This is a genomic window from Neisseria sp. GT4A_CT1, assembly GCF_000227275.1.
Classification (GTDB): Bacteria; Pseudomonadota; Gammaproteobacteria; order Burkholderiales; family Neisseriaceae; genus Neisseria.
This window is the reverse complement of sequence record NZ_JH164965.1, coordinates 201,054-220,574: the sequence shown is the minus strand read 5'-3', so window position 1 is coordinate 220,574 and position 19,521 is coordinate 201,054. Positions and strand designations below refer to the sequence as shown.

The window sequence follows — 19,521 nt, the reverse complement described above, 5'->3', positions numbered from 1 at the left end:
CGTTCTCTTTGAGCTAAGGCGAGGCAACGCCGTACTGGTTTAAAGTTAATCCACTATAAAACCTGTAAAGGTCGTCTGAAACAGGCTCAATCTGTTTTCAGACGACCTCATTTTAAAACCCCAAAAAATATTCTCACTAAGAACATCAAGGAATCAAAATGCACTTACGCACTTCCATCATCCTCTCTTTATCCGTGCTCTCTTTAGGCGCGTGTATCAGCAACCCAAGTTCGGCACCCACCAGTTCTTCATCATCAACACCCATCAACCCATTCGCCAAAGACTACATCTATTATTTCGAGCATCTCGACGAAGCCAAAGCTAAAAACGAACAATGTTTGAAAGACGGCGTGTTTAAAAAAGTGGGCGTTGATATGGAAAACGCCGATGAACGACAAATGATTGCGGAGTATCCCGACGATATTTTGATGCTCAATCCCGGCAACAACGAATTATCTCCCTGTTTCGCCGCATGGACGGCAAACAATGCTGCGGAACCGCTGCGCAAATGGCAGGAGGAAAATAAGAAAAAAGAAGAGCTGAATCAAAAATTTGAAAAGCAGGTCATCCGGCTCAAAACCGAATGGGAAAAGAAATACGCCAATGAAGATTGGAACACGTTCTACCCCGAGGCTTTGCGTAAAGAATCCGTTCAAACACGCAATAGAAAAAACCGATTGGAAGATCGGGCCAAAAGAGAAGCCATCGACCGCATTTTTGTCGATAAGGCGGAGCCGTTTTTGAATGAATTGAAAACAAAAAACATTGAAACATTGACCAAAGAAATTCCACAAAGCTGTCGTAAGGGAGCTTGGGATCTTATTCCTTCGTGTAAAGCCTATTATTATGTTTTAAAGGACAAATTCTCAGAAAAAACATTATCCGAATTGGCGGGTATGGAAAAACAATATAACGACGCCAAGCATCTGCCTGCTCCTGTTTTGTCGGCTGCCTACCGTTCTGCGGTGGAGGAGAGTTTAGAAAAAATGGATAAAGCATTAATGCTGGACTATCGCAAACTCAATACCGAATATATGCAATGTACTAAAAAAATCGGCGATAAAATAGCAGCAACAGAGTCCCAGATAAATAACACGGAACATTTCACACCTTCCTTTTATTTAGAACTTTATCCGGAATGCGTTATTACGAATCAAGTCATGGAAAGGTTGGAGCTGCCTACTGATTTAAATAAGGTTATTGACAGCGCGGTTTGGATAAATTTCGGCAAACAAACCCGGGAAACGGAAGCAAACAGCGAAAAAGAATGGAAGCAGTTGGAAAAAACGCCTGAGGTCGCACAAGCCAAAACAATCTTGGCTCAGAAATACGCCCAAACACCTTGGCAAAATTTCATAAGCACCGTAGAAAAAGACTATCCGGTGAATATGGCAGACATTTTCTCGGGTACGGAAGAGAAACCGAAGCAGAAACAAAAGCAGCATCAGATAATGGTCATAGCATTGAACCAGGTGTTTACTGACAAAATCCAGCCTCTCGTGGATGAATTGGCGAAAAACAGCATCGATAAACTGATTGCCGAAATTCCTGCCAGCTGTCGCGATGAAGGAAAAATAGATTGGTTAGCAGATAGTCAATGTAAAGTATATTCCCGCGCTCTCTCAAAAAAATTTCAGAATCAGACGTTAGAAGAGCTTTCCGCTTCAAAAGATAAATATGAAAATAAAGATGAAGATGGGTTTTTATTGGTTTACGTAGCCTACTCTTCGGTATTGCATGAAAAAGAGAGAAAACAATACCTTGAACTGAGCAATGATAATACCAAGCGAGAAGCGGCATATAGGCAATGTCTCAAAAATATCAGTGGAATCATCGAAAAATCATATGTTTCAGAAGAGGATAATGGTTCTTCGTATGCTAGGCGGGCGCCGGGATGTCTAGCGTTTAGCTCTAGTCTTCCAGTTGAAGAGTCACGTTTCGACTACTTTACTGAAACGCTGCTTAATAAAAAACGTTTCCAACAAGCATCCGCAGTCAAACAAAATTGATGGAAACATTTCATCAAAAGGTCGTCTGAAACCGTCTTGATGTTTTCAGACGACCTGTCAGAACCCTAAACCGACATCCAACCCCATGCCGACACGCCGTCAATTTCTCAGTTACACCGCCGCGCTTGCCGCTGCGTCCTCTTTCTCTTGGCTGACTTACAACCGACTCAACCGCAAACCGCCGGTTTCCGTCAACCGCGTCGGGCTGCCGTTGGGGCATTTGTTGCGCGATGGGAAATTGCTCAGCCCGCCGACTCGACGTTACGAATGCAATACGCTGATACTCGGCGGCGGCGCGGCGGGTTTGGGGGCGTTGTGGTATTTGGCGAAACACGGTCATCGTGATGTATTGTTGGCGGAAGGGTTCGAGCGCAACGGCAACAATGCCGCCTACGCCGCTTCAGACGGCCTGCAAGCGCCGAGCGGTGCGCATTATCTTGCGTTGCCGTCGAAAGAGAGTGCGTATGTGCGCGAGATGCTGGCGGATTTTGGTATTTTGCAATCGGAAGGCAGTTTCAGGGAAACCGATTTGGTTTACGCGCCCGAGTCGCGCCTTTTGTATCAGGATAAATGGCAGGAACACCTGTTGCCGAAAGAAGATGCGGATTCCAAACGCTTTTTTGATTTGATCGGTCGTCTGAAACAGGCTTACGGAAGCGACGGCAAAAAGATTTTCTCCATTCCGATAGCCCTGTCATCGGCAGACGAAATGTGGCGCAAACTTGATAAATTGACGTTCAAACAATGGCTTACGCAAGAGGGCTACACCTCGCCCGAACTTTTGTGGTATCTCGATTACTGTTGTCGCGACGATTACGGACAGGGCATAGCGCAAGTATCCGCCTTTGCCGGACTGCATTACTTCGCCGCCCGTAACAGCGCAGAAACCGTCCTCACTTGGCCCGAAGGTCTGGCACATCTTTCCGAAAATCTGCGCCACCATGCCGGTTTGCAGGAAGGTTGGCAATGGTCGTCTGAAAACCGCATCCGCCTCGACAAACCCGCTTCCGTCAACGCATCCGCCGTCAAAATCAAGCCTCTTTCAGACGACCGTATCGAAGTTTGGCTGCGCGACAATTCAAGCGGTGAAACCGTCGCTCTGACCGCGCAACACGTTATCTCCGCCATGCCGTTGATGGTCGCCGCCCGCATCATGGAAAATCCCGCGCAATATGGTTTGAACATGCCCGAATACGCCCCGTGGTTGGTTGCCAATTTCGAGATGCACAGCTTCCCGAAAGAAAAAAACAACAGCGAAACGGCGTGGGATAACGTCATTTACGGCAGTCAAGGACTCGGCTACGTTGTCGCCACCAACCAGTTCATTCGCGTCGCCCGCCCCGAGCGCACCATCTTCACCGCCTATGCCGCGTTAAACCACGACACCCCGCAAACCGTCCGCCGCCAACTGCTCGAAGCCTCTAACGAAGAACTGCGCGACTTGGCCGCCAAAGACTTGATCGCCGCCTACGGAGAGGGCTTCTGGCAACACGTTTCCCACGTTGATGTTACGGTACGCGGACACGGCATGAGCGTGCCGAAAGCCGGTTATCTGAACGACGAATCTTTGTTAAAAATCAGAAACCGAGCGTCAGGACTGCTGTTTGCCCACAGCGATTTGAGCGGCTATTCGGTATTCGAAGAAGCTTTGTATTGGGGCGTAGAGGCGGCAATGAAGGTGTTGGAACGGGGGAAGGTTGAGTTTTATGTTGGTTGGATTATTTTTCGTCTCGCCTAGCGCGGATGTCAAATAATCAGTGCTATAATCCCGCTTCGTTTGAATATTTAAATCTCAAAGGAAACCGTATGAAATCTCTGAGTTTTTCCCTAATGCTTGCTTTGGGTTTGGGCAGCACCGCCTTTGCTTATGCGGAAAAAAATTTGCCCTTGAATGAAACGGGCTGCATCGACCAACCTATGAAGGTCAAACGCGGCGAGGTGTACAGCTTTAAAGTGACGGAAGGCAATGGTTTGATGCTTTCATTCGCGCCCGTCAGCCCTAATGTGGTCGTGAAAGACCCGAAAGGCAAACGCGTTGCTTTGGAAGTGGGCGCGGACGGCGATACGCCTGAAGACCGCTTCAGCTTTGCCGAAATCAACCAAAAAGGACGCTACACCATCCGCTTCCCGCGCGCGGGCAAGATTGATTCTTTGTGCGTCAACGCAGCCAATTAGGATAAACATCCAGCCGAACCATGCTTGAGCGGTTTTGGCCGCAGTAAGGGAAAAGGTCGTCTGAAAACAGTTACCTAAAACTGTTTTCAGACGACCTTTTTATAGTGGATTAACTTTAAACCAGTACGGCGTTGCCTCGCCTTAGCTCAAAGAGAACGATTCTCTAAGGTGCTGAAGCACCAAGTGAATCGGTTCCGTACTATCTGTACTGTCTGCGGCTTCGTCGCCTTGTCCTGATTTAGTTAATCCACTATATTGTTGAGGCAAAGCCGAAAGCGGTTTATTCGGCTGATTCTCCAATAATCAATACCGCGTTGCTGCCGCCGAAGGCGAAAGACGAGCTGGCGGCGATACGTTTTTCAGACGGCCATACGCTGTTGCCGTCGGTCAGGGCGACGACGGGCAGTTCGGGGTCTGGGATGCCGTCCCACTGTTGCGGCGGCAGTTTGCCCTGCGGGTTGCAGCCGCGGTCGGCGATGCCCCAGGCGAATGCGGCTTCAATGGCACCGGCGGCGCCGAGCGTGTGTCCGGTTTGCGGCTTGGTCGAAGTACAGAAGGTTTGGCTGCCGAACACTTCGGCGACGGCGCGGCTTTCCATGCTGTCGTTGTGTTTCGTGCCGGTACCGTGCAGATTAATCCAGCCGATGTCCTGCGGCTGCAACCCGGCATTGTTCAGCGCCGCCTGAAAAGACTGCGCCGCACCCAAACCGTCGGGGCGGGGCGAGGACATATGATAAGCGTCGCTGCTTGCGCCGTAGCCCAACAATTGCATCGTGCCGCCGAAATCGGCATCGCGGGTCATGACGAAGGCAGCGGCGGCTTCGCCGATGTTGATGCCGTTGCGGTTGGCGGAAAATGGGTTGGCGAGGTCGTCTGAAAGCACTTCCAGCGAAGCGAAACCGTTGATGGTCAACGGTGACAGGGTATCGACGCCGCCGCAAATAACCGCGTCGCACAAACCTGCGCGCAACAGCCGCGCCGCGCTAATTAAGGCGCGCGCGCCCGATGTGCAGGCGGTGGAAACGGCGTAGCACAGGCCGTGAATACCGTAAACGTGTGCAACAAATTCCGAAGGCGACGCCATTTCGTGCTGAAGCTGGTTGAACGGTTTGTCCGTCCAGCTGCCGCCGTCGGCAACGTGTTGGAACAAGGGCATATTTTCATCTGCGCCGCTGGTGGACGTACCCATGATGACGGCGGTCCGCGCCGCGCCGTAACGGCGAACGGCGGCGTGGATGTCGTCTTCAATCTGCTCCAGCGCGTGCCACAGTAGTTGGTTGTTGCGGCTGCGGTATGCGGCGGGCAGATTGTCGGGCAGCGGGCGCAGCGTTTCGCTTACCGCACCGAATGCGAAGTTTTTGCCTTTAACCCATTGGTCGGAAAACGTCAGCGTCGAAGTTTCAGACGGCGCCAGCAGCGCGTCGATATGGGTTTGCAGACCGCTGCCGAGCGCGCTGGTTACGGCGGGGCGGCTGAGGTAAACAGGGGATTTCATTATTCTTCTTCTTTGATCGGGCTGACGGTCCAACGGGTTTTGTCGGGGAAGGCAATCACGAAACGTCCGTTATCTTGTGCGACGCACCATAAATCTTGTTCTTTATAACGGAATACCGCGCCGTTGCCGTCAGGGCAGAATGTGTTGTGTTCGGATGTTTTTTGCTCCACTTCGGGATACAGCTCGGCGGCGCGGTCAGCGGCAAGCAGCGGCAGCAGCGCGGCAAAGAGGCGGCGCGAAGCGGAATTGGGCATAATGAAGCCGTCGTTTTTCCAGCCTTTCGTGCCGACAAACTGGCGCGATACGGGCGTACCCAGCGCGTCGGTCTGCACGAAGCGGATGCCCTCCGGCAACTGCTCGACCGCCAGCAGGCTGGTTTGGGCGGCATTGCCCGAAGCGTCGGTCTGCTCAAGCTTGAACCACAAACCCGATTGCTCAAGCGTCGGCAGGGTTTGCGGATGGGGCAGCGAGGGGGAAAGGGCGCAGGCACTGAGGGTCAGCGCAGCAAGGGCTAGGCTTGGAAATCGCATGGGGTTCCTTTGTCGGTGCGGAGGAAGGAAGTATTGTAACCGATGTCGGACAGTATTTCAGACGACCTTTTCAGGGGTCGTCTGAAAATGTATAGTGGATTAACTTTAAACCAGTACGGCGTTGCCTCGCCTTAGCTCAAAGAGAACGATTCTCTAAGGTGCTGAAGCACCAAGTGAATCGGTTCCGTACTATCTGTACTGTCTGCGGCTTCGTCGCCTTGTCCTGATTTAGTTAATCCACTATAAAACAGCTTGCCCCGGTGGATAACGATTGGCGCACTGGGGCGGAAGCGGTTGTGAAAGGGCGTCGGCTGCCCCTTTATTCGATTTGCAGATCGCCGACCAAAGCTGCCAGCGTGGACAGGCGCTGTTCGGATTTTGCTACGAACGGATTTTCAGTATCCCATGCGTAGCCTGCCAAAATGGAAGAAATCATGCGGCTGATTTCAGGGCTGCGGTTGGGCGCGTACACGACGTTTTGGAAGCGGAAATCGTACCAGCCGTCGACGTAAGTGCGGAACGCGTTCACACCGATCATCAGCGGTTTGGCAAATTCGGCATCCCAGTCCACCGCGTTGCCTTCAAGCTGTTTCGCCAGCAGGTCGGCGGCAAGTTTGGCGGAGTGCAGCGCGATGGTTACGCCTGATGAGAACACGGGGTCGAGGAACTCGGCGGCATTGCCCAACAGCGCGAAATGCTTGCCGTGCAGCGATTTTACGTTGGCGGAATAGCCTTGGATGGAGCGGAACGGGAAGTCGTTTTCCCAGACGGCTTTGTCCAGAATTTCTTTCAGCATCGGGCATTCGTAGACAAATTTTTTCAACACCGTTTCCGATTCGCCCGCGAGTACGTCGGGCGTGCCGACTACGCCGATAGAGCAGCGGTTGTCGCCGAAGGGAATCAGCCAAATCCACACGTCGCGGTGTTGCGGATGGGTGGTAATCAGGATTTTGCTGCGGTCGAATTTCGGGTGGGTGATGTTGTCGTCGATGTGGGTGAAATGCGCTTGGCGCGGAGGCAGGTGCGACGGCGTTTCCAAGTCAAGCAAACGCGGCAGCACGCGGCCGTAGCCGCTGGCGTCCAATACGAATTTCGCGGTCAGCTCGTAGCTCTCTCCCGTGTCGGCTTCCACGCTCAAACGGGCAAGGTCGCCGCTGTTGTCGAACGCGGTCACGCCGTGTCCGAAACGTACTTCCACACCTTGCTTGGCGGCTTCGTCAATCAGGATTTTGTCGAAAATACCGCGGCGCACTTGGTAAACCGTGCCGGGGCCGTCTGAAAATTTTTCGGTGAAATCAAATTCGGTATAACGGCTGCCCCATGAAAACGCCGCGCCGTTTTTAAACTGAAAGCTGGGTTCGGCGTGTACGGCGTCGACAAAACCGGCTTCTTCAAGCATTTCCATGCAGTGCGGCAGCAGGCTTTCGCCGATGACGAAGCGTGGAAAGTGCTGTTTCTCCAATACGCAGACTTTATAACCTTTTTTGTGAAGCAGGGCGGATGCTACCGAGCCTGCAGGACCTGCGCCGATCACGGCGACATCGAATTGAGGTGCGGACATTTAAATATACTTTCAAAACATAACAAAATAAAACGGTCGCTATTCTACTCCTTAATAGACTTATCTGAAATGGGTTTCAAGTGCATCTTCATAATTATAGTGGATTAACTTTAAACCAGTACGGCGTTATCTCGCCTTAGCTCAAAGAGAACGATTCTCTAAGGTGCTGAAGCACCAAGTGAATCGGTTCCGTACTACCTGTACTGTCTGCGGCTTCGTCGCCTTGTCCTGATTTAAATTTAATCCACTATAAATGAAAAGGCAGAAAAGACGGCAACCGCCGTACAGGAAACCTATAACGGAGTAGGGGTGGATTGCGGCTTGGGATGATTGTCGTGTTGACAATTTGTCTGATGGAAAAGGTCGTCTGAAAACCTTAGTTTTGGGTTTTCAGACGACCTTTTGCCGTTTTTCAGTTAATCAATCCTCCGCCTTCGGCTCGGGAACGTCAAACACCTGACGCAGGTAGGCGAGGAAGGTGTTGTTGGTGGTCATGGTTTTGCCCGGGGAGTCGGAGAGTTTGGCGACGGACTGACCGTTGCACTCAACGAGTTTCAAAACGATGTTCAGCGGGGTATGGCCCATGTCGTTGGTGAGGTTGGTGCCGATACCGAAGCTGGTTTTGAAACGGTCTTTGAAATATTGGTGCAACGCCCACGAGCGTTCGATGTCCAGACCGTCGGAGAAGGTCAGCATTTTGGTGCGGCTGTCGATTTTGAGTTTTTTGTAGTGGGCGTGCGCTTTGTCGCCCCATACATAAGGGTCGCCGCTGTCGTGGCGCAGACCGTCGAAGAGTTTGGCGAAATAGAGGTCGAAGTCGCGCAGGAAGGCATCCATGCCGACCACGTCGGTCAGCGCGATGCCGAGGTCGCCGCGGTATTCGTGTACCCAGCTTTCGAGGGCGGCTTTTTGGAAATTGCGCAGGCGCACATCGAGGGCTTGGAAGGCTTGGAGGAACTCGTGTGCCATCGTGCCGATGGGGGTGATGCCGATTTTTTTGGCGAGATAAACGTTGCTGGTACCGCGCACGATGTCGGGGGCGGCTTCAAGCAGGGTGCGGATGACGTGTTCCTGCCAATCGAGGGTATAGCGGCGGCGGGTGCCGAAGTCGGAGATGAGGAACGGCGGATCGTCGGGGTTTTGCGCGGCGGAGATTTCTTTGAGGCGTTGCGCTTTGGCTTGGAGGCGGCGTTCGCCTTCTTCAATGACGGCGGGGGTTTCGAGACGGCGGAAGTAGAGTTCGTTGACGATGGCGAGGATGAAGATTTCAAAGAACATCGCCTGAATCATGGGGCCTTCGATGCGGATATTCAGACGACCTTCTGAGTCGGGGCTGACTTTGACGAAGCGGCGTTGGAGTTGGAAGAGTTCAAGATAGTCGACAAAGTCGCTTTTGATGAAGCGCAGGCTGCGCAGGTAGTCGAGTTCGTAGTGGGTAAAGCGCAGTTGGCAGAGCGCGTCGAGTTCTCGTTCCAAGTCGCTTTGGATGTCGGCAAGCGGGTAAACCATGTCTTTGTTGCGACAGCGGAACTCATAAAGGCTGTGGGTTTGGGGGAATTGGTGCAGTATCACCTGAAGCATGGTGAACTTGTACAGGTCGGTGTCGAGCAGGGAGCGGATAACGGGCGTTTGAGGTGCGGTCATGGCTTTTCTCTCGTTCAGCGTAAATGTAAAGCATTATTAGAACACGGTTAGACGGACGGGTGTTACTTTTTTTAATCGGGGGAATGTTGAAAAGGTCGTCTGAAATCTTTCAGACGACCTTTTTCTTCATATAAAACCGACATCAATTATTTGTCCACAACGATTTTGGCTGCCTGTCCGTCAGGCGAGGGTTCGTATTGTGTGGACTCGTCGCCGTAGTACAGCACGCCGAGTTTGATGGGGATGCGGCCTTGCGATTTGCGGTGGGCATTGGAGTCGCGCAGGGAGTAGGCGCAGCCGCAGTATTCCTGCTGGTAGAAGTGTTCGCGTTTGCTGATTTCGATCATGCGCGCGCTGCCGCCGCCTTTGCGCCAGTTGAAATCCCAATACACGACGTCGTCGTAGGGCGCGGCGGCGCGGTGGCCGCAGTCGTTGATTTGCGCCATGTTTTTCCAGCGGGAAATGCCCAGCGAGCTGGTGAAGACGGGGAAGCCGTTTTCGTGGGCGTATTGGGAGGCTTTTTCGAAACGCATGTCGAAACACATGGTGCAGCGGATGCCGCGTTCGGGTTCGAATTCCATGCCTTTGGCTTTGGCGAACCATTCTTTGCGGTCGTTTTCGTAGTCGTCGTCTTTGTCGATGAAGGGGATGCCGAATTTGTCGGCGAAGCGCATGTTTTCTTCTTTGCGCAACATGTATTCTTTGAGCGGGTGGATGTTGGGGTTGTAGAAGTAGATGGTGTAGTCGATGCCGCTGGCGAGCAGGGCTTCCATGACTTCGCCGCTGCACGGGGCGCAGCAGGAATGCAGCAGGACTTTTTTATGGCCGCCGGGCGGGACGAGGACGGGGCGGTTGATGTCGGTAACGATGGGGCTGGTTTTGTCGTTCATGATCGGGGTGTTCCGTTTGTGGTGTTTCAGACGACCTTTGGGTTTTATGGGTCGTCTGAAATGTCGTTATGGGATGGGTTTGTTTTGTTTTTTGGCTGCTTTGCCGTCTTTGGGGTCGGGTGGCGGCGGCTCGGCGAAGATGCTTTCGGGGTTGGGGTGTGCGGCAAATTCGTGCAGCAGTTTTTGGTAGTCTTGGGACTGTTTCATCAGCTCTGCCGCGGCAGTCCGCAGGTTGTCCACGTCTTCGGGCGGGAGGTAGAAGCTGGTGGGGATGTTTAACACTTTGTCGCGCAACGCGGAGGGCGGCAGGTCTTTGAGGTTGAGGCTGACGAAGGAAAAGCTGATTCCGTCGCCGTTTTGTCGGCTGGTTTCGTTGCGTTTGTCGACGAAGGCACGGAAGCGGCGTTGGGATTCTTGGGTGTATTGGTCGATGGGGATGTTGACGATGGCGGTAACGACGTCGCGGAATCCGGGTACGGCGGCGGTTTTGTCCATATTGCTGCTGATTTGGTTTTGGGCGTTGACGCTGATGACGACGATGTGTCGTAGGTTACGGCTGCGGATTTGTTGTTCCAACACTTTGTCGGGATACATTTCGGTCATGTCCAAGAGGCTGCGCATGCCGAGGTTGTCGGTCAGTCCGCCGTCTATCAGGTGGATGTAGGGTCGGGTTTTGCTGTCGCTGTATTTGTTGAACCTGTTTTTAAATTCTTGATAGGTGGCGTTTTGCTGCTTTTGGGACTCAAGACCGGTCATTTGCAGCTGCGGCGGCAGGGTGTAGCCGCAGTTGCCGCCGTTGTTGTTGAGGGTAATCGGGGCGAATATCATGGGCACTGCGCTGGAGGCGGCAACGGCGCGGGCCAGGCGCAATCTGCCCAAGTCGATGCACATGGGGTCGAAATATTCTTGCGTGAAGTTCAGGCGTTCGCCCGCGCCCATGTCGGTGGCGGAAATGATGGCGAACGGGCCTTTGCCGTGCATTTCCAAATCGCGGAAGGTGGCTTTGCCGAAAAGGTGGTTTTCAAACTGCTCCTGCAAGAGGTCGCCGCGTCCGTATTCGGGTGAGGCGAGGCGGGGCAGGTTGGACATGGAAAAGGCTTGCTTGACGACTTGGCGTTGGAAGTTTTGGTGAAGGAAACGCTTGTAAAACATGGGGATGGTTTCTTCGCCTTTGAGCGCGAAGTAGGCGGCGAGGACGGAGCCGCCGGATACGCCGACCACCAAATCGACATTGGACATCAGCGATTTGCTTTTGCCGCCGATGGTAACTTTTTGCTGCTGAAGCTGTTCCAATACGCCGTAGCCCAACGCCGCCGCGCGTGTTCCGCCGCCGGAGAGCATCAGGATGATGAAGGTGTCGTCTTCTTCGCGCCGAAACTGGCTGGTTTCAAAACGATAGCCTTGGTTCATATCAATTTTATTGATGGTGGCGACAGGCTGGTACTTGACCAGCGAGCAGGCAGACAGCGCGGCCAAGGTAAAGGCGGTCAGGACGGTTTTGAACGGGCGTTTCGGCATGGAAGTTTGGTCGTGAAACAAAAGAGCTTGATTATAATGGATTAAATCGGTTTTCGATACCTGCCGGCGGGTTAAGGCGATGCCGCAGCGTAGATTGAAAGGTTTTCAGACGACCTTGGTTCATTCCGAAATCGGACAGGTCGTCTGAAAAATAAAATCAGGTTTAAGGCTTGTCCGCCTTGTCTCCGATTTTGCCTTCTTTGCCTTGAAGCAGGTTTTGGATATTGCTTTTATGGCGGTACAACACCAGCACGGCGATGACGACGGTCGCCCAAGCCCAAGAAGGGTAGGGCATCAGCCAGAAGGCGACGAGCGGCGCGGCTACGGTGGCGGCGAGCGCGGCAAGTGAGGACACTTTAAAGCCGAACGCCATCACCAGCCAAATTGCCGCGCAAACCAAAGCCGTTGCAGGAGAAAGCGCCAGCAATACGCCCAACGCCGTCGCCACGCCCTTGCCGCCTTTAAAGCCGAAAAACAGCGGCCACATATGTCCGACCAACGCGGCGACGGCAACCGCCGCTATGGCGATGTCCGACAGATTCAAAGCATCTTGCAGGCAGCGTGCCAAAACCACCGCCACCAAACCTTTGAGCGCGTCGCCCAGCAAAGTCAGCGCCGCCGCTTTTTTCTTGCCGCTGCGCAAAACATTGGTCGCGCCGGGGTTGCCCGAGCCGTAAGTACGCGGATCGTCCATGCCGTAATATTTGGAAACAATGACGGCAAACGACAACGAACCGATTAAATAAGCCGCGATAACGGCGGATACATTGAACATTTCAGATGCTTTACTTAAAATGGGACGCTCATTTTATCAAAAAAACAGGCAGGCAAATGGACAAAATCTTTTTACGCGGCATGAAGGCGGACACCTTAATCGGCGTGTACGACTGGGAACGCGAACGCCCCCAAACCCTGATTTTGGACTTGGACATCGGCATCCCCGAACAAAGCGGTCAAGACGACCACATCGGCAATACCGTCCACTACGGCGAAGTCTGCGAAGCCGTCAGGGCAAGCCTTGCCGAACAAAGCTTCCTCTTGCTCGAATCATTGGCGGAACACATCGCCAAGCTCATCCTCGACAATTTCGGCGCGTTGAGTGTGCGCGTCAAAATCATCAAGCCCGGCATCCTGCCCGATGTCAAAGAAGTCGGCATTGAAATCGAACGCAGCAGGGTTTAAAGCAGCACAAACGGTTTAGCGAAACCCGCTTCGCTCCCTTTCAGACGAGCCTTTTCATGACTCAAGAGGTCGTCTGAAAGCTCGGCTCCAAAGAAGTTAAAACCCATTCCCGATTTTCAGACGACCCCGTATCAAACTTTACAAAGAGAACACGCAAATGGATTTGAAAGAAACCAAACTCAGCAGCGAGCCGATTTATCAAGGCTCATTTGTTACCATCAACCGCGACAAAGTCCGCCTGCCCAACGGTAACGAAAGCCAGCGCATCGTCATCCGCCATCCCGGCGCGGCCTGCGTTTTGGCAGTTACCGAAGAGGGCAAAGCCGTGCTCGTACGCCAATGGCGTTACGCCGCAGACGCTGCCACGCTCGAGCTTCCCGCCGGCAAACTCGATGCAGGCGAAGACCCCGCCGAATGCGCCCTGCGCGAGCTGGCGGAAGAAACCCCGTACACCGCCGACCGCGTCAAACTCATCAGCAGCTTCTACACCGCCATCGGCTTCTGCGACGAAAAAATGTACTTCTACCAAGCAGAAGGCGTGCGCCTCGGCAGCACTCTGAGCAACGACGAAGACGAAATCACCGAAACCGTCCTGATGAGCAAGGAAGAAGCCCGCACCGCTTTGGCACACAACGAAATCAAAGACGGCAAAACCCTAATCGGCTTGCAATATTGGCTGATGCAGGATTGATGTGAAAAGAAGGTAAAAAGGTCGTCTGAAAAGCAGGTTGCACGTTTTCAGACGACCTTTCTGCAAACCGGCTGTATAGCAATACCCATAAAACCGACGGATTTCAAATCCGCCTTATATAGTGGATTAACTTTAAATCAGGACAAGGCGACGAAGCCGCAGACAGTACAGATAGTACGGAACCGATTCACTTGGTGCTTCAGCACCTTAGAGAATCGTTCTCTTTGAGCTAAGGCGAGGCAATGCCGTACTGGTTTAAAGTTAATCCACTATAAAACAAAGAGAATAGAGAACGTTATGAATAAGCCGCATCATTCGCATGCCGCCCCTTTGCTGGTCGTCGGCTGCGTCGTTTTCGGATTGGGCAGCTTGATTGTCAAATTTGTCGACGTCGGCTCTTACGCTATCGCATTTTGGCGGCTGGCGATAGCGGCGGTGATTTTCTGGCTGCTGTCGCGCCTCTTCGGGCAAAAACTGCCCAAAAGCAGAAAAGCCATCTACACCGCCATGCTCTCCGGCGTGTTTCTGGCATTTGACCTGTCGCTGTGGCACGAAAGCATACACGCCGTCGGTCCCGGTATTTCCACCTTGCTCAACAGCTTGCAGATATTTTTCCTCTCCGCCATCGGTTTCTTCTTTTTCGGCGAACGCTTGAGCAAATCGCAAATGTTCAGCCTCATTCTCGCCATCAGCGGCGTCGCCCTTATCGGCAGCCCTGAGTTCGGACACAACGGCAACGCCGTCTGGGGCTTTATCAGCGGCATCACTTCGGGCGGGATGCTCGCATTGTCTATGGCGTGTATCCACAAAACCCACCAAATCGAGAAAACTTCCCTGTTCCCCATGATGATGATTTTGAGCTTTGGCGGCGCGTTATCCCTCATCATTCCGTCCATCCTGTTTGACAGTTACGCCCTCTATCCCGCCACCATGCGCGATATTGGGCTGGTATTGATTTACGGTGCGGTGATGCAGTGTTTCGCATGGGGCATGATAGCCTATGCCATTCCATTATTATCATTCTCGCTGACCGGACTACTGTTGCTCTCCGAACCTGTTGCCGCCTTGCTGATCGACTATTTTTGGTTGGACAAACCGATTAACGCCCTCCAATGGAGCGGCACCGTGTTGACCCTGATTGCCATTTACTTAGGGCGTGCCAACGAGAAAGCTGTTTGATGTTGCCTTACCGTCACAAACGGATGCGATGACTTGCCGTTATTCGAGTAGGTGCATTCAATAGATTTTCAGACGACCTTTTTCCCATCCCGGATTCTACAAAAGCAAAAACACCGAAGACCAATCAATCTTCGGTGTTTTTTAATAGGGTGGCGAGCCAGACCCCCGGCACTGATGCATCGGAGTGGGCTGCTGGCTTCCGCCCCTGACCCGGTGTTCCGAATTACCATGCGGGGAGACCCGCCGTAAGAGAGTGGCATTATAACTGTTTTACGGGAAAACTCAAGCGCGGCGTCGTCGAAGGTCGTCTGAAAAGTCTTTTTACCTTTAAATTGTCAACAATATTCGCCTTTTTGAAAATTATTCCTATTGAAACATTTTTCGCCTTTTCCGTTGAAAAACATCGGAATTTAAACTACATTATCGCTTTTCCAACGAGTTGTCTGATTGTTTCAAAAATCATTTTAACTTCGTTGAAGCTGCACTTTCAGACGACCTTTTCATAAAAATACGGCGAAATCATGCCGCAGCTTTCCGCAGTTTCGCCGTACCAATAATCATACGGACACACCGCCACCATGACCACGACTACCGCCCCGCAGCGTATTCGGGAAATTCCCTACAACTATACTTCCTACACCGACCGCGAAATCGTCATCCGCCTGTTGGGCGATGAGGCGTGGCAGATTCTGCAGGACTTGCGCGGACAGCGCAGGACGGGGCGTTCGGCGCGGATGTTGTTTGAAGTGTTGGGCGATATTTGGGTGGTCGTGCGCAATCCGTATCTGGTCGATGATTTGCTGGAGCACCCGAAACGCCGTGCCGCGCTGGTGCGAGAAATGCGCCACCGGTTGAACGAAATCCGCAAACGCCGCGACGACAATCCGAAAGTTGATGTATTGGTGGCGGCGGCGGAAAAGGCGGTCGAGCGTTTTGACGGCAGCTTTGACGAAACGCGCCAAAAGCGGCGGCAGATTTTGGAGCGTTTGAGCAAAATCACCAAGCCGCACAATATTATGTTTGACGGGCTGGCGCGGGTAACGCACGTTACCGATGCGACCGACTGGCGCGTCGAATATCCGTTTGTCGTCGTCAATCCCGACACAGAGGCGGAAGTTGCTCCTTTGGTGCGCGCCTTAATCGAGCTGGATTTGGTCATTATCCCGCGCGGCGGCGGCACAGGTTATACCGGCGGCGCCGTGCCTCTGGATGCAAACAGCGCGGTCATCAATACGGAAAAACTGGACAAGCATCGCGGCGTCGAATTTGTCGAACTGGCGGGCTTGGACGGCAAACATCCGATTATCCATTGCGGCGCGGGTGTGGTAACGCGACGGGTGGAAGAAACCGCGCATCAGGCGGGTTTGGTGTTCGCCGTCGATCCGACTTCCGCCGACGCGTCCTGCGTGGGCGGCAATGTGGCGATGAACGCAGGCGGTAAAAAAGCCGTGCTGTGGGGAACGGCGTTGGACAACCTCGCCTACTGGCAGATGGTCAACCCGCAGGGCGAATGGCTGCGTATCGAGCGCGTGCGCCACAATTTCGGCAAAATTCACGATGAAGAAACCGCCGTGTTCGACATTCACACGCTGGATTCAGACGGCATCAATATCGTTAAAACCGAACGCTTGGAAATCCCCGGCCACAAATTCCGCAAAGTCGGTTTGGGCAAAGACGTTACCGACAAATTCTTGAGCGGCCTGCCCGGCGTGCAGAAAGAAGGCACGGACGGCATCATCACCAGCGTCGCTTTCGTGTTGCATAAAATGCCGAAATACACGCGCACCGTGTGTATGGAGTTTTTCGGCACGGTCGCCACCGCTACGCCTTCTATCGTCGAAATCCGCGACTTCTTGCTCGCCCATGAAAGCGTGCGGCTGGCAGGTTTGGAGCATTTGGACTGGCGTTATGTCCGCGCCGTCGGCTACGCCACTAAAGCGGCAGGCAAGGGGCGGCCGAAAATGGTCTTGTTGGCGGACGTGGTTTCAGACGACGAAGCCGCCGTACAGGCCGCCGCCGAACACATCTGCGAACTCGCCCGCGCCCGCGACGGCGAAGGCTTTATCGCCGTGTCGCCCGAAGCGCGCAAAACCTTCTGGCTCGACCGCAGCCGCACCGCCGCCATCGCCAAACACACCAACGCCTTTAAAATCAACGAAGACGTGGTGATTCCGCTGGAACGGCTGGGCGAGTATTCGGACGGTATCGAACGTATCAACATCGAGCTTTCCATCCAAAACAAACTCACCCTGTGCGCCGCATTGGAGCAATATCTTTCGGGCAAACTCCCCATCGACAAAATGGGCACGGACCTGCCGACCGCCGAACTTTTGGGCGAACGCGGCAAACACGCCCTTGCCCACGTTTCCGCCGTCAAAGAGCGTTGGGACTGGTTGCTCGCCCATCTGGATACGCCGCTTGCCGACTACAAAGCCCGCTACGGCGCAGCCGTCCATGCCGCGCCCGAAGCCAAAGACGACGAGAGCTGTTTCACCGCCTTCCGCGATTTCCGCCTGCGCGTGTCCGTCAAAGACGACGTAATGAAACCGCTCGCCGAAATCTTCAGCGGTAAAACCGACACCAAAATCATCGAAGGCTTGGGCAAAATCCACGCCAAAACCGTGCGCGGCAGAGTCTTCGTCGCCCTGCACATGCACGCGGGCGACGGCAACGTCCACACCAACATCCCCGTCAATTCTGACGACGCCCAAATGCTTCAAACCGCCTACCGCTCGGTCGAACGCATCATGAAGCTCGCCCGCTCGCTCGGCGGCGTGATTTCGGGCGAACACGGCATCGGCATCACCAAGCTCGAATTCCTAACCGATGAAGATTTGCAACCGTTTTGGGACTACAAAAACCAAGTCGACCCCAAACACACCTTCAACCGTCACAAACTGATGAAAGGCTCGGACTTACGCAACGCCTACACGCCGTCCTTCGAGCTGTTGGGTGCGGAATCGCTGATTATGGAAAAATCAGACCTCGGCACCATCGCCGATTCCGTCAAAGACTGCCTGCGCTGCGGCAAATGCAAACCCGTCTGCTCCACCCACGTCCCGCGTGCCAACCTGCTGTACAGCCCGCGCAACAAAATCCTCGGCGTGGGGCTGTTGACCGAAGCGTTTTTATACGAAGAGCAAACCCGCCGCGGCGTTTCCATCAAACACTTCGAAGAACTCATGGACATCGGCGACCACTGCACCGTGTGCCACCGCTGCGTCAAACCCTGTCCCGTCAACATCGACTTCGGCGACGTTACCGTAGCCATCCGCAACTACCTTGCCGACTCCGGCCACAAACGCTTCGCCCCCGCCGCATCGATGGGCATGGCATTTTTGAACGCCACCGGTCCTAAAACCATCAAAGCCCTGCGCGCTGCCATGATACAGACCGGTTTCCCCGCGCAGAATTTCGCCTACAAAATCGGCAAACTCCTGCCCGTCGGTACCAAAAAACAAAAAGCCGAACCCAAAGCCACCGTCGGCACCGCTCCGGTCAAAGAACAAATCATCCACTTCATCAACCGTCCTTTGCCCAAAAGCGTGCCCGCCAAAACACCGCGCTCCATGCTCGGCATAGAAGACGATAAAAGCATCCCCATCATCCGCAATCCCGCCGCGCCGGAAGATGCCGAAGCCGTGTTCTACTTCCCCGGCTGCGGTTCCGAACGCCTGTTCAGCCAAATCGGACTCGCCGTTCAAGCCATGCTCTGGCACGTCGGTGTACAAACCGTCCTGCCGCCCGGCTATATGTGTTGCGGCTATCCGCAGGACGCGGGCGGCAACAAGGCAAAAGCCGAGCAGATGAGTACCAACAACCGCGTCGCCTTCCACCGCATGGCGAACACCCTCAACTACCTCGACATCAAAACCGTCGTCGTCAGTTGCGGCACCTGCTACGACCAGCTCGAAAAATACCGCTTCGAAGAAATCTTCCCCGGCTGCCGCATCATCGACATCCACGAATACCTGCTCGAAAAAGGCGTGCAACTGAACGGCGTACAAGGTCAGCAATACCTCTATCACGACCCCTGCCACACGCCCATCAAAACCATGAACGCCACCCAAATGGCAAGCAGCCTCATGGGGCAGAAAGTCGTCTTAAGCGACCGCTGCTGCGGCGAATCCGGCATGTTCGCCGTCAAACGCCCCGACATCGCCACCCAAGTCAAATTCCGCAAACAGGAAGAAATCGAGAAAAACCTCAAAGAGCTGCCGCAGGGCGAACCCGTTAAAATGCTCACCACCTGCCCCGCCTGCCTGCAAGGTCTGAGCCGCTACGCCGACGACAACGACATGCCCGCCGACTATATCGTTATCGAAATGGCGAAACACATCCTCGGCGAAAACTGGCTGGACGAGTTTGTAAAAAAAGCCAACAACGGCGGCGTGGAGAAAGTGTTGCTGTAAGGATTGTACGGTTTTCAGACGACCTCAAAGGTCGTCTGAAAACCGTCATTCATTAAATCGGCGGAGAGACTTTGGAAGGTTGGAGAAGAGTTTGCCGAACCCTTAATACAATGCGCCGAACAGTCAATCCGATTTTCAGACGACCACTACGTTTTAAACAGATGAAAACAGTTTGAATGGCACCCTGAAGGCTGTACCCTCCAGCCGTCAGGGTGCATTTTTATAGTGGATTAAA

Annotated in this window: 14 protein-coding genes, 1 other RNA gene and 2 pseudogenes; 8 read left to right on the top strand and 9 right to left on the bottom strand. The window is 53.5% G+C overall.

Annotation, left to right across the window (positions count from 1 at the left end; genetic code table 11):
- The first annotated feature begins 158 nt into the window (after positions 1 to 158).
- From HMPREF1028_RS03720 to HMPREF1028_RS03710, 3 genes are all read left to right on the top strand, one after another.
- The gene (locus HMPREF1028_RS03720; RefSeq protein ID WP_009311464.1) at positions 159 to 2,009 is read left to right on the top strand and encodes a hypothetical protein; all 1,851 of its coding nucleotides are present in this window, start codon (positions 159 to 161) and stop codon (positions 2,007 to 2,009) included.
- An 85-nt stretch (positions 2,010 to 2,094) separates the two neighbouring features.
- A complete protein-coding gene (locus HMPREF1028_RS03715) occupies positions 2,095 to 3,747 on the top strand; it encodes an NAD(P)-binding protein (RefSeq protein ID WP_009311463.1) in 1,653 nt (550 codons plus the stop codon).
- Positions 3,748 to 3,815: 68 nt separating this feature from the next.
- Positions 3,816 to 4,184, top strand: a complete 369-nt coding sequence (locus tag HMPREF1028_RS03710) for a hypothetical protein (RefSeq protein ID WP_003762775.1) — start codon at positions 3,816 to 3,818, stop codon at positions 4,182 to 4,184.
- Positions 4,185 to 4,464: 280 nt separating this feature from the next.
- Here the strand turns inward: HMPREF1028_RS03710 and HMPREF1028_RS03705 are convergent, their stop codons facing one another.
- The 8 genes and pseudogenes from HMPREF1028_RS03705 to plsY form a co-directional block, all read right to left on the bottom strand.
- Positions 4,465 to 5,679, bottom strand: a complete 1,215-nt coding sequence (locus HMPREF1028_RS03705) for a beta-ketoacyl-ACP synthase (RefSeq protein ID WP_009311462.1) — start codon at positions 5,677 to 5,679, stop codon at positions 4,465 to 4,467.
- Complete coding sequence (locus HMPREF1028_RS03700) at positions 5,679 to 6,209, bottom strand: hypothetical protein (protein WP_009311461.1); 531 nt, start codon at positions 6,207 to 6,209, stop codon at positions 5,679 to 5,681. The genes HMPREF1028_RS03705 and HMPREF1028_RS03700 overlap by 1 nt, the downstream gene beginning before the upstream one ends.
- A 319-nt stretch (positions 6,210 to 6,528) precedes the next feature.
- The gene (locus HMPREF1028_RS03695) at positions 6,529 to 7,770 is read right to left on the bottom strand and encodes an NAD(P)/FAD-dependent oxidoreductase (RefSeq protein WP_009311460.1); all 1,242 of its coding nucleotides are present in this window, start codon (positions 7,768 to 7,770) and stop codon (positions 6,529 to 6,531) included.
- A 189-nt stretch (positions 7,771 to 7,959) separates the two neighbouring features.
- Positions 7,960 to 8,022: pseudogene (locus HMPREF1028_RS15330) on the bottom strand (transposase); the annotation flags it as partial.
- 168 nt (positions 8,023 to 8,190) lie between these two features.
- Complete coding sequence (pncB, locus tag HMPREF1028_RS03690; RefSeq protein WP_009311459.1) at positions 8,191 to 9,414, bottom strand: nicotinate phosphoribosyltransferase; 1,224 nt, start codon at positions 9,412 to 9,414, stop codon at positions 8,191 to 8,193.
- A gap of 146 nt (positions 9,415 to 9,560) precedes the next feature.
- On the bottom strand, positions 9,561 to 10,304 hold the full coding sequence (locus HMPREF1028_RS03685; protein WP_009311458.1) for an epoxyqueuosine reductase QueH: 744 nt from the start codon (positions 10,302 to 10,304) through the stop codon (positions 9,561 to 9,563).
- A gap of 66 nt (positions 10,305 to 10,370) precedes the next feature.
- A complete protein-coding gene (locus HMPREF1028_RS03680) occupies positions 10,371 to 11,822 on the bottom strand; it encodes a patatin-like phospholipase family protein (protein WP_009311456.1) in 1,452 nt (483 codons plus the stop codon).
- 163 nt (positions 11,823 to 11,985) lie between these two features.
- Positions 11,986 to 12,597 (bottom strand): glycerol-3-phosphate 1-O-acyltransferase PlsY, encoded by a 612-nt coding sequence (gene plsY / locus HMPREF1028_RS03675; RefSeq protein ID WP_009311454.1) that lies wholly within the window; start codon positions 12,595 to 12,597, stop codon positions 11,986 to 11,988.
- A gap of 56 nt (positions 12,598 to 12,653) precedes the next feature.
- Here plsY and folB point away from each other — a divergent pair, with 56 nt between their 5' ends.
- From folB to HMPREF1028_RS03660, 4 genes and pseudogenes are all read left to right on the top strand, one after another.
- The gene (gene folB / locus HMPREF1028_RS03670) at positions 12,654 to 13,004 is read left to right on the top strand and encodes a dihydroneopterin aldolase (RefSeq protein WP_003762738.1); all 351 of its coding nucleotides are present in this window, start codon (positions 12,654 to 12,656) and stop codon (positions 13,002 to 13,004) included.
- Positions 13,005 to 13,161: 157 nt separating this feature from the next.
- The gene (locus HMPREF1028_RS03665) at positions 13,162 to 13,695 is read left to right on the top strand and encodes an NUDIX hydrolase (protein ID WP_003760014.1); all 534 of its coding nucleotides are present in this window, start codon (positions 13,162 to 13,164) and stop codon (positions 13,693 to 13,695) included.
- A 117-nt stretch (positions 13,696 to 13,812) separates the two neighbouring features.
- A pseudogene (locus HMPREF1028_RS15325) lies at positions 13,813 to 13,875 on the top strand (transposase); the annotation flags it as partial.
- 117 nt (positions 13,876 to 13,992) lie between these two features.
- On the top strand, positions 13,993 to 14,874 hold the full coding sequence (locus HMPREF1028_RS03660; RefSeq protein WP_009311451.1) for a DMT family transporter: 882 nt from the start codon (positions 13,993 to 13,995) through the stop codon (positions 14,872 to 14,874).
- Between the two features lie 148 nt (positions 14,875 to 15,022).
- On the opposite strand, the gene ffs is transcribed toward HMPREF1028_RS03660, so the two are convergent.
- An RNA gene (gene ffs, locus HMPREF1028_RS13270) (signal recognition particle sRNA small type) lies at positions 15,023 to 15,119 on the bottom strand.
- 333 nt (positions 15,120 to 15,452) lie between these two features.
- On the opposite strand from ffs, the gene HMPREF1028_RS03655 reads away from it, so the two are divergent.
- A complete protein-coding gene (locus HMPREF1028_RS03655) occupies positions 15,453 to 19,286 on the top strand; it encodes an FAD/FMN-binding oxidoreductase (protein ID WP_009311449.1) in 3,834 nt (1,277 codons plus the stop codon).
- The last annotated feature ends 235 nt before the right edge of the window (positions 19,287 to 19,521 follow it).

What these genes read in the sequence shown, in the direction of transcription:
- HMPREF1028_RS03720 (WP_009311464.1), top strand. Translation starts at nt 159, where the DNA reads ATGCACTTACGCACTTCCATCATCCTCTCTTTATCCGTGCTCTCTTTA.
- HMPREF1028_RS03715 (WP_009311463.1), top strand. Translation starts at nt 2,095, where the DNA reads ATGCCGACACGCCGTCAATTTCTCAGTTACACCGCCGCGCTTGCCGCT.
- HMPREF1028_RS03710 (WP_003762775.1), top strand. Translation starts at nt 3,816, where the DNA reads ATGAAATCTCTGAGTTTTTCCCTAATGCTTGCTTTGGGTTTGGGCAGC.
- HMPREF1028_RS03705 (WP_009311462.1), bottom strand. Translation starts at nt 5,679, where the DNA reads ATGAAATCCCCTGTTTACCTCAGCCGCCCCGCCGTAACCAGCGCGCTC.
- HMPREF1028_RS03700 (WP_009311461.1), bottom strand. Translation starts at nt 6,209, where the DNA reads ATGCGATTTCCAAGCCTAGCCCTTGCTGCGCTGACCCTCAGTGCCTGC.
- HMPREF1028_RS03695 (WP_009311460.1), bottom strand. Translation starts at nt 7,770, where the DNA reads ATGTCCGCACCTCAATTCGATGTCGCCGTGATCGGCGCAGGTCCTGCA.
- pncB (WP_009311459.1), bottom strand. Translation starts at nt 9,414, where the DNA reads ATGACCGCACCTCAAACGCCCGTTATCCGCTCCCTGCTCGACACCGAC.
- HMPREF1028_RS03685 (WP_009311458.1), bottom strand. Translation starts at nt 10,304, where the DNA reads ATGAACGACAAAACCAGCCCCATCGTTACCGACATCAACCGCCCCGTC.
- HMPREF1028_RS03680 (WP_009311456.1), bottom strand. Translation starts at nt 11,822, where the DNA reads ATGCCGAAACGCCCGTTCAAAACCGTCCTGACCGCCTTTACCTTGGCC.
- plsY (WP_009311454.1), bottom strand. Translation starts at nt 12,597, where the DNA reads ATGTTCAATGTATCCGCCGTTATCGCGGCTTATTTAATCGGTTCGTTG.
- folB (WP_003762738.1), top strand. Translation starts at nt 12,654, where the DNA reads ATGGACAAAATCTTTTTACGCGGCATGAAGGCGGACACCTTAATCGGC.
- HMPREF1028_RS03665 (WP_003760014.1), top strand. Translation starts at nt 13,162, where the DNA reads ATGGATTTGAAAGAAACCAAACTCAGCAGCGAGCCGATTTATCAAGGC.
- HMPREF1028_RS03660 (WP_009311451.1), top strand. Translation starts at nt 13,993, where the DNA reads ATGAATAAGCCGCATCATTCGCATGCCGCCCCTTTGCTGGTCGTCGGC.
- HMPREF1028_RS03655 (WP_009311449.1), top strand. Translation starts at nt 15,453, where the DNA reads ATGACCACGACTACCGCCCCGCAGCGTATTCGGGAAATTCCCTACAAC.